General features: G+C 54.7%; 14 protein-coding genes. 8 read left to right on the forward strand and 6 right to left on the reverse strand.

All coding sequences use genetic code 11. The annotated features are described in order from the left end of the window. Window position 1 precedes the first annotated feature (1 nt). On the forward strand, window positions 2–538 hold the full coding sequence (gene nusG / locus ABJ205_RS00715) for a transcription termination/antitermination protein NusG (protein WP_348159506.1): 537 nt from the start codon (window positions 2–4) through the stop codon (window positions 536–538). A gap of 444 nt (window positions 539–982) precedes the next feature. On the opposite strand, the gene ABJ205_RS00720 is transcribed toward nusG, so the two are convergent. Then, entirely contained in the window at window positions 983–2,056 is a 1,074-nt protein-coding gene (locus tag ABJ205_RS00720; protein WP_348159510.1) for a retroviral-like aspartic protease family protein, read from the reverse strand. Window positions 2,057–2,185: 129 nt separating this feature from the next. On the opposite strand from ABJ205_RS00720, the gene ABJ205_RS00725 reads away from it, so the two are divergent. The 4 genes from ABJ205_RS00725 to ABJ205_RS00740 all read left to right on the forward strand — a co-directional run bounded on the left by ABJ205_RS00725 (window position 2,186) and on the right by ABJ205_RS00740 (window position 5,840). Continuing rightward, complete coding sequence (locus tag ABJ205_RS00725; protein ID WP_348159512.1) at window positions 2,186–3,412, forward strand: serine hydrolase domain-containing protein; 1,227 nt, start codon at window positions 2,186–2,188, stop codon at window positions 3,410–3,412. Between the two features lie 240 nt (window positions 3,413–3,652). Next, window positions 3,653–4,081, forward strand: a complete 429-nt coding sequence (rplK, locus tag ABJ205_RS00730; protein WP_348159513.1) for a 50S ribosomal protein L11 — start codon at window positions 3,653–3,655, stop codon at window positions 4,079–4,081. A 4-nt stretch (window positions 4,082–4,085) separates the two neighbouring features. After that, on the forward strand, window positions 4,086–4,778 hold the full coding sequence (rplA, locus tag ABJ205_RS00735; protein WP_348159515.1) for a 50S ribosomal protein L1: 693 nt from the start codon (window positions 4,086–4,088) through the stop codon (window positions 4,776–4,778). A 96-nt stretch (window positions 4,779–4,874) separates the two neighbouring features. Further along, window positions 4,875–5,840 (forward strand): dienelactone hydrolase family protein, encoded by a 966-nt coding sequence (locus ABJ205_RS00740; RefSeq protein ID WP_348159517.1) that lies wholly within the window; start codon window positions 4,875–4,877, stop codon window positions 5,838–5,840. 11 nt (window positions 5,841–5,851) lie between these two features. On the opposite strand, the gene ABJ205_RS00745 is transcribed toward ABJ205_RS00740, so the two are convergent. From ABJ205_RS00745 to ABJ205_RS00755, 3 genes are read right to left on the reverse strand one after another with little or no spacing between them, the layout of a single operon-like run. After that, complete coding sequence (locus tag ABJ205_RS00745) at window positions 5,852–6,481, reverse strand: DUF3885 domain-containing protein (RefSeq protein ID WP_348159519.1); 630 nt, start codon at window positions 6,479–6,481, stop codon at window positions 5,852–5,854. A 24-nt stretch (window positions 6,482–6,505) separates the two neighbouring features. Further along, window positions 6,506–7,279 (reverse strand): molybdopterin-binding protein, encoded by a 774-nt coding sequence (locus ABJ205_RS00750; protein WP_348159521.1) that lies wholly within the window; start codon window positions 7,277–7,279, stop codon window positions 6,506–6,508. A 52-nt stretch (window positions 7,280–7,331) separates the two neighbouring features. Continuing rightward, window positions 7,332–8,843, reverse strand: coding sequence for an NAD(P)/FAD-dependent oxidoreductase (locus ABJ205_RS00755; protein WP_348159522.1), 1,512 nt, complete (start codon window positions 8,841–8,843; stop codon window positions 7,332–7,334). 123 nt (window positions 8,844–8,966) lie between these two features. Between ABJ205_RS00755 and ABJ205_RS00760 the strand changes: the two genes are divergently transcribed. Beyond that, entirely contained in the window at window positions 8,967–10,982 is a 2,016-nt protein-coding gene (locus ABJ205_RS00760) for a TonB-dependent receptor (RefSeq protein ID WP_348159524.1), read from the forward strand. A 214-nt stretch (window positions 10,983–11,196) separates the two neighbouring features. Then, the gene (locus ABJ205_RS00765) at window positions 11,197–13,779 is read left to right on the forward strand and encodes a TonB-dependent receptor (RefSeq protein WP_348159526.1); all 2,583 of its coding nucleotides are present in this window, start codon (window positions 11,197–11,199) and stop codon (window positions 13,777–13,779) included. 93 nt (window positions 13,780–13,872) lie between these two features. On the opposite strand, the gene ABJ205_RS00770 is transcribed toward ABJ205_RS00765, so the two are convergent. Both ABJ205_RS00770 and ABJ205_RS00775 read right to left on the reverse strand, forming a co-directional pair. Beyond that, window positions 13,873–15,036: an acyl-CoA dehydrogenase family protein gene (locus tag ABJ205_RS00770; protein WP_348159528.1), complete on the reverse strand. Its 1,164-nt coding sequence runs from the start codon at window positions 15,034–15,036 to the stop codon at window positions 13,873–13,875. A gap of 65 nt (window positions 15,037–15,101) precedes the next feature. Then, the gene (locus ABJ205_RS00775; RefSeq protein ID WP_348159530.1) at window positions 15,102–15,863 is read right to left on the reverse strand and encodes a crotonase/enoyl-CoA hydratase family protein; all 762 of its coding nucleotides are present in this window, start codon (window positions 15,861–15,863) and stop codon (window positions 15,102–15,104) included. A gap of 140 nt (window positions 15,864–16,003) precedes the next feature. Between ABJ205_RS00775 and ABJ205_RS00780 the strand changes: the two genes are divergently transcribed. After that, entirely contained in the window at window positions 16,004–17,272 is a 1,269-nt protein-coding gene (locus ABJ205_RS00780) for an acetyl-CoA C-acetyltransferase (RefSeq protein ID WP_348159531.1), read from the forward strand.

Consider the following 17,272-nt stretch of genomic DNA (forward strand, 5'->3'; position numbering starts at 1 on the left):
CATGTCTCGTTGGTACATCATCCACGCCTATTCCGGTTTTGAAAACAAGGTCAAAGAAGCGATCATCTCGGAAGCAGAGCGCCTTGGCCTGTCTGAAGGTGTCGAGGAAATCGAAGTTCCGACCGAAACTGTGACCGAAGTAAAACGCGGCAAAAAGGTTCAAATCGAGCGTAAGTTTATGCCGGGTTACGTGCTGGCCAAATTGCGCATGAACGATGACATTTATCACCTTGTCAAAAACACGCCGAAGGTAACTGGCTTTCTTGGCAATAACAATAAGCCGCAACCGATCAGCGAGCGCGAAGCAGCCCGCTACTTCGGAGGGGTTGAAGAAGCTAAAGCCGCACCGAAACAAGACATCACTGTCGATTATGAAATCGGCGATTCAGTCAAGGTTCTCGATGGTCCGTTTGCAAGCTTTAACGGCGTGGTCGAAGAGCTCGACTTTGACAAAGCCAAGGTCAAAGTATCGGTATCGATCTTTGGTCGTGCGACCCCGGTTGAACTCGACTTTGAACAGGTCGAATTGGTCAAGTAAGCGCTGTGCGGGGCGGGTTAAGGAAAACCACCTCGCGCATTTGCAATCGCAAGAAACGATTTGCCAGTCGCGGGGCAGCGGAAGCTGTCGCGGCCGATGCGCATGTGACCTTGCGCGCTTACAAATGTGAGCTGTGCCGCCAATTCCACCTCACCAGCAAGACAAAGGGTATGAAACTGCCCGAATTTGAGCTGATCAAGCGGCGTGAGGCTAAGCTGGCCAAAAAGGCGGACCCGAAAGTGCTTGAAAGAAAAGCGCCGTAATAGCTCTCAACCGAACAACCGTGACCCCTGAAACCGCTGTCACAGTATTCCACCCATATCGGTTTGCATCAGGTGGAGGCTGAAGAAATGCGCCAGTCGCAAGTCGCCATGATCTCTCGACCATCCAAAGAAAGAAACGACCTCGCCACCGCCATAAACAGGGCAAGGCCAACCGGGCCCATCACTCGCATGCGCTTTGTTCGGTTGCTCTTAGGCGCGATGCATGCCGCACGGTCCGAATTCTTGTGACTTGAGAGCTGCAGTGCTTGAGTTGAAAACGCACCTTGCGCTCCGCGAAGTCCAGCGACACCCGGCGGAATTTTTCCATCAAATCAGTACCAAGGATCAGCGAGGGTTTGTCATTGATCCCGAACACTTCAAATGGCGGGACATCTGCGAATGCAATCGGCACGTTGCTAAAGGTGACAGAACCCATTTGGAGCCGGCGAATAATGGCAAACTCGATCTCAGCCGTGGCGCCGGTTACACCAAAAATCTCGAATGACTGATCGCCGCTCCTTTGGCGGCGGATCAATTCTTCTTTCAATTTAAGATTGCCAATGGTGACTTCGGTGCCGGTGTCGATCACGGCGTCGACCTTGCGGCCTTGCGCCCTAACCTCGGTTAGGATGAGTTGCCCGCGTTGGAGCCTTCCGGTCACGATAATCTCATTGCGCCCGAAACTTACAGGCTCTTCTTCGGAGTCCTCGACCGTGATGATCCGCTTGTCGAAATCGAGCATCAACCGCTGTTCAACCAGGGCATCAAGACCGATCATGCCATCCCCGCCAATAAACGCTTCTTTGAGGACGGGGAGTTCAAGATCACTGATGGTTGATGGGCCAAGCTCGAGCGTGTCGACCTCCACCCTATCGACCACTGTGCTTTCGGTCATAGTGTGCAGCAGCACCGGCCCGGCACCGGGCAGGCCTAGCTCGGCGGCCAGTTTCTGACCAATGACCGAAGTGTCGGCGCCGCTATCGACCACGAATCTGTGTGGACCAGTGCCATTGATGTTCACTTCAACCGTCATGCGGCTGCGCAGCTTGCTGGCATCGATCTCGTCTCCGCCGATTGACAGGCCCTCATCAAATTCTGCGGGGGGAAGTTCGGGCATACGCCTTTGCTGCTCTTCGCTAACAGGCTTAACCTCGGAGTTCTGAGCGGCCGCAGGAAGCGCTGTCCCTGATGCCGAAAGCAAGGATGCGGCGCAAACCGCGAGAGCGCATGTGAGCTTATGTCCTAACCAGTCCATGACGGCTCGATAGCATAGTTTTGTGAATTCGCGGCATGCAGTTCATCTAGTCGAGTTGATGGTCCGCCGATTGGATCAGCGCTGGCTCTTTATGCCGCACTACTCCTCTTCAAATTTTTCGGAGATGAGATGATCAAAAAGCTATCTATTTCGCTCGTTGTGACCCTAGGCCTTGGTCTGGGCATTCTTGCACAATTTCAAACGGTCCAAGCGCAGGATGACGAACCGTTAACGCATGACATTCCTTATCTTGCCGCGGGCCTGATCCCGCTTGAGGATCGGTCGAAGCTAAGTCCCATGCGCGAAACCATCGAGGAGCGTATGGCGGAGGCAAACACTCCCGGCGTCGCTGTTGCGGTCATCAAAAATGGGAAAGTCGACTGGGCTGGAGGGTTCGGAACTGCCGTTGCCGGCAAAGCGATCCCAGTGGATGAGAATTCAGTGTTTTCGGCAGGGTCGGTGAGCAAGCTCGTCAATGCTGCTTTGATCTTTCGGCTCGTCGACGAGGGTGTGTTGGACCTTGATGCTGACGTTAACACTTACCTTTCTTCATGGAAGATTCCGCAATCTGAATTCACGCGGACGCAGAAAGTCACCCTTCGCCGTTTGCTGTCCCACTCAGCGGGCATCAATCTGCACGGATTTGGGGACTTTGATCCGGGTGAGCGGCTTCCGACAGTGATCCAGACTTTGAACGGTGCTTCTCCTGCCAAACATGATCCGATCGAAATCTTGTTCGAGCCAGGCAGCGCGATGAAATACTCAGGCGGCGGTATCACCATCAGCCAACTGGTTGTTACCGATGTGACCGGGCAGACCTATGAAGAGGCGGCAAGGCGATATGTGTTCGATCCTCTCGGCATGTCGCGCAGCACATTCGCCAACCCCTTGCCCGAGGATTATGGCAATATCGCCTATGCGCATGGCCGCGAGGGGCGACCAGCAGCACTTCCTCGCGGTTATGAGTCTATGCCCGAAGTGGCTGCCTCGGGTCTTTGGACAAGCGCTGCGGATATGGGCAAATTCTTAAGCGCTTTGCTCACCAATGATGGCTTTCTCTCGGAAGAGCTACGGACCGCCATGTTCACGCGGCAACCAAACAGTTGGCATGGCCTTGGCCCACGTGTGAACGGTGCAGACGAAAAGCATGTCATTCATCATGGCGGTTCGAACAACAGCTATCAGAGCTGGTTCGAAGCGCATCCGCACACGGGCGACGGCGTGGTCGTCCTCACCAATGGCGCTGGAGGCCGAACTCTCGCCTATGAGGTTAGGATTAGCCTTGAGCGCGAGCTGGGATGGCAGGTCAATTTCCCTGATGACTTTGATGAACCCGAAGGCTTGCGTCACGATTGAGGGCCGTTTCCTGCTTCAGTGCCCTAGAAGCTTTGGATTTCAGTGGGTCAGATGGTGAGGCGCACACGGGCTTTTTTCCTTGCTAAAGGGGCGCAGATCGCTATTGGCACGCCCTCGCGTTTTGTGCGCGAATCCCAATTGGGAACCAGCGCGGAAGGTTAATCGCTAGATCAACTGTTTGACCGCTTAACATGAGCCACCCTCGAAAGAGCGCGGCAACAGTGCGAAAGGAGGCCATTCATGGCCAAGAAAATCGAAGGCTATATCAAGCTGCAAGTGCCAGCTGGTACTGCAAACCCGAGCCCGCCAATCGGCCCGGCTTTGGGTCAGCGCGGCGTCAACATCATGGAATTCTGTAAGGCGTTTAACGCTGCCACACAGGACCTTGAGAAGAACGCTCCGATCCCCACCACGATCACGGTTTACGCAGACCGTTCGTTCACCTTCACCACGAAAACCCCGCCAGCATCTTACCTGCTTAAGAAAGCAGCGAAGATCAAATCGGGTTCTGGTGAGCCGAACAAGAACAAGGTCGGCAAAATCACCTCAGCTCAGGTCAAAGAGATCGCTGAGACGAAAATGAAAGATCTCAACGCGAACGATATCGAAGCCGCGATGAAGATCATTGAAGGCTCCGCTCGCGCGATGGGCCTCGAGGTGGAGGGCTAAGATCATGGCGAAACAAACGAAAAAGCAAAAACTCGTTGCAGAGCTGGATTCAGAAAAGCTCTACACCGTTGACGAAGCCATCACGACACTTCGCACGCACAAAGCGAAGTTTGACGAAACCGTTGAGCTGGCGATTAACCTTGGTGTTGATCCACGTCACGCTGACCAAATGGTTCGCGGCATGGTCTCTCTGCCATCGGGCACAGGTAAAGACGTAAAAGTCGCTGTGTTTGCGCGCGGCGACAACGCTGAAAAAGCAACCGCTGCGGGCGCTGATAAAGTTGGCGCAGAAGACCTTATGGAAGAGATGCAGAACGGCAATCTCGATTTTGACCGCGTGGTCGCAACCCCTGATATGATGGGCGTCGTAGGCCGCTTGGGTAAAATCCTTGGTCCAAAGGGCCTCATGCCAAACCCGAAACTGGGCACGGTTACTCCAAACGTTGAGCAAGCCGTGAAGGACGCCAAAGGCGGCCAGGTTGAGTTCCGCGTTGAGAAGATGGGCATCATCCACACCGGCATCGGCAAGTTGTCATTTGACGATGCGGCATTGAAGGCGAACTTCGAAGCGCTGACGCAAGCGGTTGTGAAAGCCAAGCCATCGGGCGCCAGAGGCAAATATGTCCAAAAGATCTCGCTGACCTCGACCATGGGTCCAGGCCTCAAGCTTGATCTTGGCGAGGTAGAAGGCGCGTAAGTAAGCACCTTTCCTTGCTTCGCTAGAAGACAAAAAGGGGCTGGGAGAGCGATCTCCCAGCCCTTTTTGCGCCGATTGGAAACAGGCGGTATCATCATGGCTATGGAGAGATTCTTAGAGAGGGAAATCGTCTTCGCCAATGGAGCTATTGGCGAGGCGATTGAGTTTGAAAGCGCGGGACCAGCGAACTTTCATGACATTTTAAATGGGGCTGATGTTCCCAAGATCACAATCGACGGGAAGCTATTCCTGCCGCCGGACCATGACGGGTCGCCGCTGCCTTGCGTGATTGTCGTGCCGGGAAGTGTTGGCGTGGCGGAAAGCCATCTGATGCACACCGAAACCTTGTGCGCGGCGGGTTATGCAGCCTTTATCGTTGACCCGTTTGGCGCGCGCTCGGTGGCTGTCACCTATGACGATCAAACCCAGTTTTCTTTCGCCGCCAGCGCTTATGATGTGCTTGCCGCCGTTAAAACCATGGCCGCGCGGCCAGAGGTGGATGCATCGCGCATTGGCGTGCAAGGCCACAGCCGAGGCGGGGCCGCAGTGGTTCAAGCCGCGATGAAGGCGATGCAGCGCACAGTGCTTGGCGAGGGCGAGGCCATCAAAACGGTCTACGGCGTTTACCCATGGGCGGGGCAGCAATTCCTGAACCCCGATATTGGCGACGTGACCATGCGCATCGTGATCGGGGAGCAGGACGAATGGTGCTCCCCCCAACAAGCGCAAGGTTATGCGCAGGCGATCCGGCTGGCGAGTTCGGGCGACCTGACTTTCAAAATGTATGAAGGCGCACACCATTCCTATGACAGGCAGCAAGGGATGGAGACCTTCCCCACCGCCACCGTCGCCCCGCGGGCACCTACGGTTTACATTGACGATGCGGGCGCTTTCATTGATCCGATCACTGGCACGGCCAATCCAGCGGGCACGGACCGCGACTTTTTGGTCTATGCGGCGAAAGCAGGCTTTATGGTGACAGGTGCGCAGCTTGGATCAAGCGGAACGCTCGCCGATCAATTCCGCGAAGATATGTTGGGGTTTTGGGAAAGCTCGCTTTAGCGGAAGGCCATCTAACCTTCGAATATAGCTTTCATGCGCTCGCGGTCATAATCAAGCAGCCAGTTATTGTACTCTCGATAGAGGGTGTCCAATTGACCGCCTCCCAAGGCAATTATGTCCAGCCCGCGATCATCATAAGCATGCAGCATGAGACCACGGGTTGGATCAAGCAGCTTGGATTGCACCGGAGCCTGAGGTGATACGCCCATATCTGCCGCTATTTGGTTCCAAAGCAACACGTCTGTTTGGTCCCAGCTTAGCTGCAAGGCGCGATGTTGCGACTTTTCCGCTTCCTCATCCTCGCGATCCATCGGCCAGAAAAAACCCGACCAAGATGCGATTGCGTTTTCGGTTGAGTGACGAAGCAATTCCTCCAAATGCTGCCAAGCGGACCCAGTTTGCCAGCCATGGCGCTCTGCGCCCAGTATCCTCGCGGGGTCTGGGTCGGCGGCTAAAATGCTGATTGGAGGAGTTTCTCCAAACAGCGCCCGCGTTAAAGTTCTCGCGCGGTCATAGCTGCGCGTGAACATCGTGACATAGCTTTGCTTGGAGCTTGGATTGCCTTCGCTGCCTTCAAATCTCAGCCAATAAGGCGAGTTTTGAAACGCCAATTCCCAATCGGGTCTCAATTCGACAGGCATGCTCTCCGCTCCTACATCCCGCGCTTAAATCCCGCCCGGTGTGAAGTCCAAGCCATTGGTCGCCAGCCCATCGGTGAGCGTATCGACAGCGCTCTTCACAGTCTCCGCATCGGTGGAGCGGATCACGAAGTTCGCGCCGACCCGGCCCTCGCGAAAGAAGGGGTAGGAGCCGATCTGGCAATTTTCATGCGCCTCTTCGACTTCGCGAAGGAGTCCGGCGACTTCGCTCTCGGCGGTCCAACAACCCACGGTTTCTGAGAGCAGAGGCGCGCCGCCTTCAAGCTCTCCGGTAAGCGAATCCAGCATGCCTGCGGTGATGTGCGGAACGCCTGCCATCACGAAGATATTACCATGGCGAATGCCGGGTGCGCCCGATTTCTTATTACGGATCAACTCGGCGCCTTCGGGTACACGGGCCATGCGCAGACGCCCTTCGTTAAGGCCGCCGCGTTCAGAATAATATCCCTCCAACATAGAGCGCGCCTCTGGGTGGATTACGACCTCAACGCCCAGCGCCTTGGCGATGGCATCAACGGTGATGTCATCGTGGGTTGGGCCAATTCCGCCGGTTGTGAAGAGATAATCGTTTTCTGCGCGAAGGGCGTTTACCGCGGCAACGATCTTGTCTTCGTCATCGGCCACCACGCGGACCTCTGCAAGACGAATGCCCTGGACCTGGAGCCAACTGGCGATCTGTCCGATGTTCTTGTCGTGTGTACGTCCGGAAAGGATCTCATCGCCGATAATGACGAGGCCTGCGGTCCATATTTTAGCTTGGCTGTTGTCGGGAGAACTCATGGGATCTTGCTTACGGCAAATACCCCATGAAATCCAATCCTAAGCGGCCAATTTATTCCGCAGCCTCAAGCTGCTCATCCGCATTTTGCGCGTTGGCGCCTGCGCGGCTAAAGATCAGAACGCCATCATTGACGGGGTCGCTCGCCATGCGTTTCTTATCGAGGACATATTCCTGATTAAGCCGCCAGGGATATTCGGTCGCATTCTTAGGATTGATGTCTTTTGACCGTTCAAGATACCCGCTTGAAAAGTCGGCGAAGATATCCTCGTCTTGAATGGTTGCATTGATTGCGGGCGTCATCACCGGGTTGGCGATATTGGTCCTGCTGTTGCGCATTTCATTCAAGATCCGGCAGACGTAGTCCGAATTGATATCGGCGCGCAGGGTCCAGCTGGCATTGATATATCCGAACACCACTGCAAGGTTTGGAAGGTCGGAATACATGCAGCCTTTGTAATAATAGGCTTTCGAGAAATCGACGGCTTCATCGTTCACGCTGACCGCGATTTTGCCTGCAATAGCGAGTTTCAGTCCTGTTGCGGTGACGATGATATCAGCCTCGAGCAGTTTGCCCGATTTGAGGCGGATGCCGTTCTTCTCGAATGCCTCGATATGATCTGTGACAATCTCAGCCTTGCCCGCCTTCATCGCCTCAAACAAGTCATCGTCGGGAACAAGGCATAGGCGTTGTTCCCAAGGGTCGTAAGGCGGCGTGAAGGTGGCTTTGTCATAATCAGGGCCAAGCGACTTTTCGATACCTTTAAAGAGCGCCTCTTTGACCTTATCGGGTTTATTGCGGGCTTGCTTAAAGGCGAAATCCTGGAAGCGGATATTTTTGAACCGTGTAATCGCATAGGCGACACGTTCGGGAAGGATTTTGCGAAGGAAATTCGCCATGCCGTCTTTTGCTGGCCGCGCAAACATCCATGTCGGTGTGCGTTGAAGCATTGTGACTTTTTCGGCCTTGTCCGACATGGATGGAACGATGGTGACCGCGGTCGCCCCCGATCCGATCACAACAACTTTCTTGCCGGTATAGTCCAAGTCCTTTGGCCAAAACTGCGGATGCAGCACCTGGCCTTCAAATTCGCCTAGTTCAAAGCCTGCATCATGCGGTTCGTCATAGTCGTAATAGCCAGAGCCGAGATAAAGGAAGTTAGCGGTAAGCTGCGTTCGAGAACCGTCACCCAATTCCATTTCGACATGCCAACGCGCTTCGTCTTCGCGGAAGTTTGCGCTGATGACCTTGTGGCCGAACCGGATGCGTTCGCGGATATTGCGATCATCGACGATCTTGTTGAGATATTCGAGGATGGCGGGCGCATCGGCGATGGTTTTCTCGTGCCGCCATGGTTCAAAATCAAAACCCAGCGTGTGCATATCGCTGTCTGAACGGATGCCGGGATAACGAAACAGGTCCCATGTCCCGCCCAGATTTTCGCGGCGTTCCACAATCGCAAAGGTATGATTTGGCGCTTTCATTTGCATGTGCGCGGCCATGCCAATGCCGGAAATACCTGCACCAACGATGAGGACGTCGAAATCGGGTGGTGTTGCCAACATGGGTGTTCTCTCTCCAATTGTGCAGATGTAACCACACGATCAGCGCAAAAGCGAGTCATGATTGCAAAAAGCAACTGACTTTGGGTTGCGTACTGCATGGGGAAGGCGCTAGGCGCTGCGGCCATGAAGACCCTCTATCGGCTGACCGCCTCTTCTCTCATTGCTCTGTGTGTCACTTCTCCAGCGGTAGCGCAGGATGAAACGAGCGAACCCGAAATTGTCGTTACAGGTGAAGGGCTCGAACCCGCGCTATCGAACATCGTCTATTCAACAGTTGAAATTGACCGCGATGCTATTGTCTCAAGTGGCTCTGGCCGGATCGAAGATGTGCTTTCAGGTGTCGCTGGATTTCAACAGTTCCGCCGTTCGGACAGCCGCTCTTCCAACCCTACCGCCCAAGGCGTGACGCTAAGGGCGCTGGGAGGGAATGCGACAAGTCGCGCTTTGGTATTGCTCGACGGCGTGCCGATTGCCGATCCGTTCTTTGGCTATATCCCGCTATCTTCAATTTCACCTGATACGTTGTCCAACATCCGCGTAACACGCGGCGGTGGTTCTGGCCCGTTTGGAGCTGGCGCATTGGCGGGGACCATCGAGTTGGAGAGCGCAGGGCCAGCAACCCTAGGCAATGCGACGGCAAGCCTTTTGGTCAATGACCGCGAGGAAACAGAGCTGAGCGGCGCGGTTGCACAAAAGCTGGGCGGCGGGTTTGCGGTTGTCAGCGGGCGTTGGGATCGTGGGCAAGGGTTCTTCACCGCACCTGACGACCAACGCGTGCCAGCCAGCGCTCGGGCTGCATTCGATAGCTGGCAGGTGGGACTGCGCACGGTTGCGCCGCTTTCTTCTGATGTCGAACTTCAGGCAAGAGTGAGCGCATTTGATGAAGGCCGGACCTTGCGTCTCGATGGCGCAGATTCCAATCATGAAGGGCAAGATGCGAGCATTCGGATTGTTGGCCGCGGTGATTGGCAGTTTGATGCGCTGGCCTATGTGCAGGCGCGCAATTTTAACAATGTCATCATCAGCTCTACTCGCTTTGTTCAGGTATTGGATCAGCGCAACACACCTTCGACTGGGCTTGGCGGAAAGATTGAACTGCGCCCTCCAGTGGCCGAAGGTCATGATATACGGATCGGAACTGATTACCGTCGCAGTGACGGAGAATTGCAAGAAGATGCTTTCAGTGCCTTTACCGGTAACCTTACCGAAAGTCGCCGCGCAGGCGGGGTGAACAGCAACCTTGGTTTCTTTCTTGAAGATGATTGGTCGATCGGACCCATCGTTCTGACCGGCGGTCTTCGGGCAGATCACACGCGGATTGAGGATGGTTTCTTCCGCGCGGTCAATCCTGATGGCTCTTTGGTTAGCGAGACGATTGCGCCTGACCGCTCAGATTGGGCGGTGAGTTGGCGCGCGGGCGGGACCGTCAATGCCGCGCGCGGACTTAGCCTTCGTGCTGCAGCTTATACAGGACTGCGCTTGCCCACATTGAACGAGCTTTACCGTCCTTTCGTTGTCTTCCCTGTTGTTACGCAAGCCAATGCTGAGCTTGAAAATGAACGGCTGGAGGGTTTCGAGCTTGGCTTTGATTGGCAGCCATCACGCGATGTGGCTCTCTCGCTCACTGCATTCGACAACCGAGTGAAGGATGCGATTGCGAACGTGACGCTTCAACCAAACTTGCGCCAACGCCAGAACTTGCCCGCGATTGATGCGCAAGGGATCGAAGGCACGCTTGCTCTCGCTTTCGGCACGGTCAGCTTGGACGCGTCTCTGGCTTACACCGACGCAACAATTGATGGTGAAGAGGCTTCGATCGCGCTCGATGGCAATCGCCCACCGCAAACGCCAGACTTTGCCGCCTCGGCGACTTTGGCTTGGGAGCCCTCGCAAGGGGTGCGTCTTGCAGGAACACTTCGTCATGTGAGCTCTCAGTTTGAAGACGATCAGGAAACCGACATTTTGTCCGCAGCAACGACGCTCAACCTGTTTGCGCAGGTTCCCTTGAGCGATAATGTGTCGATCATCGCCAGGGCAGAAAACGTCTTTGATGAGACTATCGTCACTCGCAATTCGAATGGCGCAATCGACCTTGGTGTGCCGCGGACCGTGTGGTTTGGTGTGCAGATTGGTCTCTAGCCAGTTCGCCGATCAGGCTTTCCACCTGAAACAAAATTAGGTCAAAACGGGCATATCCACATTATTGCTGCGGCGCAGCATACAATGTTGCATTTTTGACACTACCAGCCAACAACCGGCCATTCTCTCTTGGCAGGATGAATAGCGCTGATACTCTTACTAATCGGACAACGTACCGGTCAAAAAGCCGGGCGCCACATGGAGAGAGCAAATTATGACACGCAAGTTCGCTGCCTATTCCGCCGGTCTTTTGGCCTGCAGTTCGTTCACCGCACCGGCATTCGCTCAAGCGGACGCACCGCTGGCAGCTCCCGATGAGGATACGAATGTCATTATTGTGACGGCGACACGTCGGGCCGAGGATGTTCAAGATATTCCGATTGCTGTGACAGCGGTGAGCCCGGAACAACTAGAGCAACAGGGCGTTGTAAACGTTCAAAATATTGGAAGTGTCTCGCCGAGCTTTTCTACTTCGACAGCGCAGATCGCCTCCGGATCGGTGGTGCTGCGGATACGAGGTGTCGGCACGACATCGAACAACATCGGATTTGAATCGGCGGTCGGCATCTTTGTTGACGGAGCTTACCAGTCACGCCCGGGCGTTGCCCTTTCTGAATTTGTTGACGTAGAACGCGTCGAAGTCTTGCGCGGTCCGCAAGGAACTTTGTTTGGTCGGAACACTTCGGCTGGTGCGCTAAACATAACCAACGTCCGTCCGGACCTCAGTGAATTTGGCGGTTTCGCAAACGCTTCTTACGGTAATTTTGACCTGCTTAACGTGCAAGGCGCCGTGAATCTTCCTATCGTGGAAGACAGCTTGGCTCTTCGTGTTACAGGTGCCTATCGCGAGCGCGATGGCCTTTTGGATGTTCTCGATCGCGATGGCGGGGACATTGGTGCGACAAATGACACCGATCAGTTTTTGGTTCGCGGGCAGTTGGGATTTGAGTCAGACGGCGGAATTCGTGGTCGTCTGATCGGTGATTACTCGCGCAGCACATCAAGCTGCTGCGGTGCGGTCGAACTGCTACAAGGTACAGTAGAAACTGGCGGAGGTTTCGCTGCGGTGGGCCTTGGTGCTCGCGGTGGGCAGTCGACACCAACTTTTACCGATAATCCATTTGATCAAGCAGCCGTCACAGATATTCTTGATGCTCGGACAACCACGGCAAGCTTTTTGCCAATCGTTGAGGTCGATCAATGGGGCGTGACCGGAGAGATTGAAGTCCCTCTCGGCGATAGCACAGACGCGATCTTTGTCGCTTCCTATCGTGACTTCGAATCCAACGAAAATTACGATTCAGATTTCACTGGGCTAGATGTTTTCAACATTGATGATCTCAACACATCAATTCAGACATTCACAGCAGAGCTTCGCTTCCAAGGTGATTTGCTCGATGGGCGCCTGTCTTGGTTGGTCGGTGGCTTCTACTCTGATGAGACGATCGATTCATCAACTTCTGCTTCGCTTGGAGCTGATTTCGATGGATTGGCCGGTGCTCTCTTTGGGGGCGCTGCTGGTCCGGCACCACTGGCTCTGTTCTCTGGCGGAATTAGCCCTAACGGTATATCTAACACCAATAACTTTGCGCAGGACAGTGAGAGTTGGTCAATCTTCACTCACAATACCTTCGATATCACCGATGACTTGAGCTTGACGGCTGGATTGCGTTGGTCAGACGAAAGCAAGACCGGTGGCTTCTCGCAATCTGCCGTGAATAATGACCTTTGCTCGGCGATTATCAGTAATGTTGCATTGGGCACCCCACCTGCGGGCGCGGCGCCAGCACCGCCGCTTGGTACTGCGTTGGGTAACGGGCTGTTCGGTTTGGGTTGCTTTGCGTTCACTGCGCCTGCCGATTTGCCGACAGCCGCTCTTGGTATCCCGACCCCAGTGACATTTGCTGGGACCACCTTTAACGATGATGAGCTGATTTATACGGTCAAAGCGTCATATGAATTTGCGGCGCCAATCAATGTTTATGCAAGCTTTACGCATGGATATAAATCCGGCGGTATAAATTTGGATTCAACAGCTGCAATTGCCGGTGCTGATCCAACCTTCCTTTCAGAAGAAGTGGACGCCTATGAAGTTGGTTTGAAGGCGCAGTTCCTTGATGATGCAGTGACGTTCAACTTCGCTATATTCCATGAGGAGTTCACGAACTTCCAAGTGTTGGAATTCACTGGTGCGCAGTTCGAAACCTTCAACGTCCCAGAAGCTTTGTCGACAGGTGTTGAGATTGAATCGGTTATCCGTCCAACGGATGGCCTTTCCATCAATGCTGGTTTGACTTGGACGGATGCTCGGTATCCGGGAGACTGTGATGGCAACGATCCTCTGGCACCTGTTAATGTGCAAGGCCTGTGCGGCAATGATCTAACGAATGCGCCGGAAGTGGTTGCCATCCTTGGCAGCACTTACACTCAGGATATCGGTAACAATCTGACTTGGTTTGTTAATGGGCAAATCCGGACGGAAAGTGATCGTCGAACTTCGACTCAAGCGATCATTCTACCGGATGATGCTGCGGTTGCTGCAGCTGGATCAATTGATGCAGCGGTTGCTGCGGCTGGTCCGCTGCCGTTTGATGTCCAGGACGGCAATACCAAAATCAACCTACGGGCTGGTATCGGAAGCCAAGATAAGTCTTGGGGACTTGAAGTTTGGGCGCAGAACGTGACTGATGTTGTGACGCGAGGTGTTACATTTAACACTGTGCTACGCGGTAACTCGCGGTCTGCATTCATTCAGGAACCGCGCACATACGGTGTGACCCTTCGTACCCAATTCTAAACGGATAGTCGTCTCTGGGAGGGGACAAAGAAAGGGCGGCTCGGTAACAATCGAGCCGCCCTTTTTAGTTTGGATTGAAGATAGGCTGCAGGCTTACATGCTTCTTGCGATCAACATCTTCATTACTTCGTTTGAACCACCAAAGATCCGCGTGATGCGGCTGTCGCGGTACATTTTGGCGATGGGGTAATCGTTGATGTAGCCAGCGCCGCCGTGAAGCTGGAGGCATTTGTCGACGGTCTCGCCCTGTAGCTCGGTGCACCAATATTTGGCCATTGAAGCGGTCGCAACATCAAGCTCGCCTTTCAATAGCTTGGCGATGCAATCGTTGACGAAAACCCGCGCCGCTGTGCCGCGTGCTTTCAGGTCCGCGAGCACAAATTGCGTGTTCTGGAAGTCCCAGATGGTTTGCCCAAAGGCCTTACGGTTCTTCACGTAGTCGATTGTGGTGTCGAGCGCTTTCTCGATCCCGGTGCATGCGCCCATGGCGATGACAAGGCGTTCTTGAGGAAGCTCACCCATCAGCTGATAAAAGCCTTTGCCTTCGACCCCGCCCAGCACGTTTTCGGCTGGTACAAAGACGTCATCAAAGAACAGCTCTGATGTGTCGGCTGCATCCATCCCGATCTTGTCGAGTTTCTTGCCTCGTTCAAACCCTTCTGCGCCGTCTGTTTCTAGCAGCATGAGCGAGATGCCCTTGGCGCGTTCGTTCGGGTCGGTCTTGGCGACGACGACGATGAAATCGGCAGTCTGACCGTTTGAGATATAGGTTTTGGACCCGTTGATCCGGTAGCCATTGCCGTCTTTTAGGGCAGTGGTCGTGATCGACTGAAGGTCGCTGCCCACACCCGGTTCGGTCATGGCAATAGCACTGACGAGTTCGCCTGTTACGAGCTTTGGCAGATACTTCTGCTTTTGCTCTTCGGTTCCGTGACGCACGATATAAGGCAGGATGATAGTGTTATGGAGCGAGGCTGCGAATCCATCGACGTCATTCTTCGACTGTTGATCGAGGACGACCATGTCGTGACGAAAATCGCCGCCGTGCCCGCCATATTCTGTCGGAACTGACACGCCCAAAAGGCCTGCTGCCCCCGCTTCGTTCCAAAACTCACGCTCCACCTGACCTTCGTCGCGCCATTTCTGGACGCGTTTTTCAGGCGCATGTTGCTGATAAAATTTGCCCACTGCGTCCGCGAAGATCGAAATCTCCTCGTCTTCCATGAACTCGGGCTGCGGCACGTCAATGACGGGCATATCTCTCTCCTAAAATCCCAAACCTAAATACGAAAAGGTGCCCGTGATGGACGCCCCTACGCAAATCACTTGCCCTTCCAATTGGGCGCGCGCTTTTCAGCAAACGCAGCTGCGCCTTCGCGCGCATCTTCGGATACGAAGACCGGTGCGATCAGCTTGCCTTGATTGTTGTAGCGATCTTCCATCGCCCAACCGCGCGATTCTTTGATGATTTGCTTCGACACCTTGACCGCGAGCGGGCCATTGGCCGCAATTTTCGCTGCCAGAGCCATCGCGCCCTCAAGCGCTGAACCGTCGGTCACCGTATTGATTAGGCCAAGCTCATAGGCGCGGCCTGCACCGATAAAGTCACCGGTGAGCGAGAGCTCCATCGCAATCCGCTCTGGGATTTGATCGGGCAGCATCATCACCCCGCCGGCGGCCGCTACAAGGCCGCGCTTCACTTCGGGAATGCCGAATTTTGCGCCGGAGTTGGCGACAACCAGGTCGCATGCGATCATGAGTTCAAGACCGCCAGCAAGTGCGTATCCTTCGACCGCAGCGATCAAAGGCTTGGCAGGGGGTGCCTGAACCACGCCGCCAAAGCCGCGGCCTTCAACACTTGGAGTTTCGCCGCGAAGAAACCCTTTGAGGTCCATGCCAGAGCAGAATGTTCCGCCAGCACCCGTCAGAATGCCAACACGCAGGTCATCCTCGGCATCGAGGCGATCCATTGCTGCGGCAATGCCTTCGGCGGCCGCTTTGGTCATGGCGTTCTTGGCTTCGGGACGATTGATAGTGACGATCAGAACACCGTCTTCGACTTGGGTCAGGACTTCTTCGCTCACGGGCACTCTCTCCTTGCAGAACTTCTGATGCCAATTGGCATTTCAATTTGAAACTCAATTCTTGTGTATGGAGTGCAGACGCTTTACGCACCCGTCAACCGCAATTTCGATAAAAACGAGTTCTAGGGAAGAGAGAGACCATGGCCGAAGCATATATCGTTGACGCAGTGCGCACCCCGCGCGGAATTGGCAAAGCGGGCAAAGGCGCGCTTGCCGGCGAACACCCACAGCATCTCGCCGCAACCTGTCTTAAAGCGATTGCGACACGCAACAGCCTCGATACAGCAACGGTTGGCGATGTGGTCTGGTCGACCTCTTCTCAAGAAGGTAAGCAGGGCGGCGATATGGGCCGGATGGCTGCGCTTGATGCGGGCTATGATGTGACCTCGTCTGGCATGACCCTCGACCGGTTTTGCGGCGGCGGCATCACTTCTGTGAACCTTGCAGCCGCTCTTATTATGAGCGGCATGGAAGACTGCGTTGTTGCAGGCGGCACGGAGATGATGAGCCTTACGTCTTCGATGATGAAGGAAAAAATGCAGGCAGGCATCATGCCGCTTGGCATGGGCAGCGGCAATGAACGCCTCGCCCAATCCCACCCCCAGACCCAGCAAGGCATTTGCGGCGATGCGATTGCAACGATCGAAGGCTTCACCCGCGAAGAGCTCGATATGGTGGCATTCAAAAGCCAAGAGAACGCAGCGCGCGCGATTGAAGAGGGTCGCTTTGACAAGTCACTCGTCCCCGTGCTCGACGATGACGGCAATGTCATCCTCGACAAGGAAGAGTTTCCAAAGCCGGGCACAACCATGGAAGTGCTTGGCGGCCTGCCCGCTTCATTTGAGAAAATGGCGGGCATGTCGATGGGCGAAGGCAAGCCGACTTTTGTTGGGATGATCAATCAGAAATATCCCGATTTAGAGGTCAAGCACTTCCACGGCCCCGGTAACTCATCAGGCGTCGTCGATGGCGCAGCGGCTGTTCTGGTTTGCTCCAAAGAATATTGCGAAGCCAATGGCCTGAAACCGCGCGCCCGTGTTGTTGCGACGGCGAACCAAGGCGATTGCCCGACACTGATGCTGAATGCACCGGTTCCTGCGGCGAAGAAGGTTCTTGAGAAAGCTGGCCTTACGACCGACGATATCGACCTGTTCGAAATCAACGAAGCGTTCGCAGTGGTTACCGCCAAGTTCATGAAAGACTTGGACCTTGGCTGGGACAAGGTGAACGTTAACGGCGGTTCTATCGCATTGGGTCACCCTATCGGTGCAACCGGGTCGATCCTCATCGGCACCATCGTTGACGAGCTTGAGCGCAGCGAAGGGCGTTATGGCCTTGTCACTATGTGTGCAGCAGGAGGCATGGCCCCTGCGATCATCGTTGAGCGGGTCAAAGACTTCGTTGATTGA

The organism is Erythrobacter sp. (assembly GCF_039988855.1).
In the GTDB taxonomy this organism is placed as follows: domain Bacteria; phylum Pseudomonadota; class Alphaproteobacteria; order Sphingomonadales; family Sphingomonadaceae; genus Erythrobacter.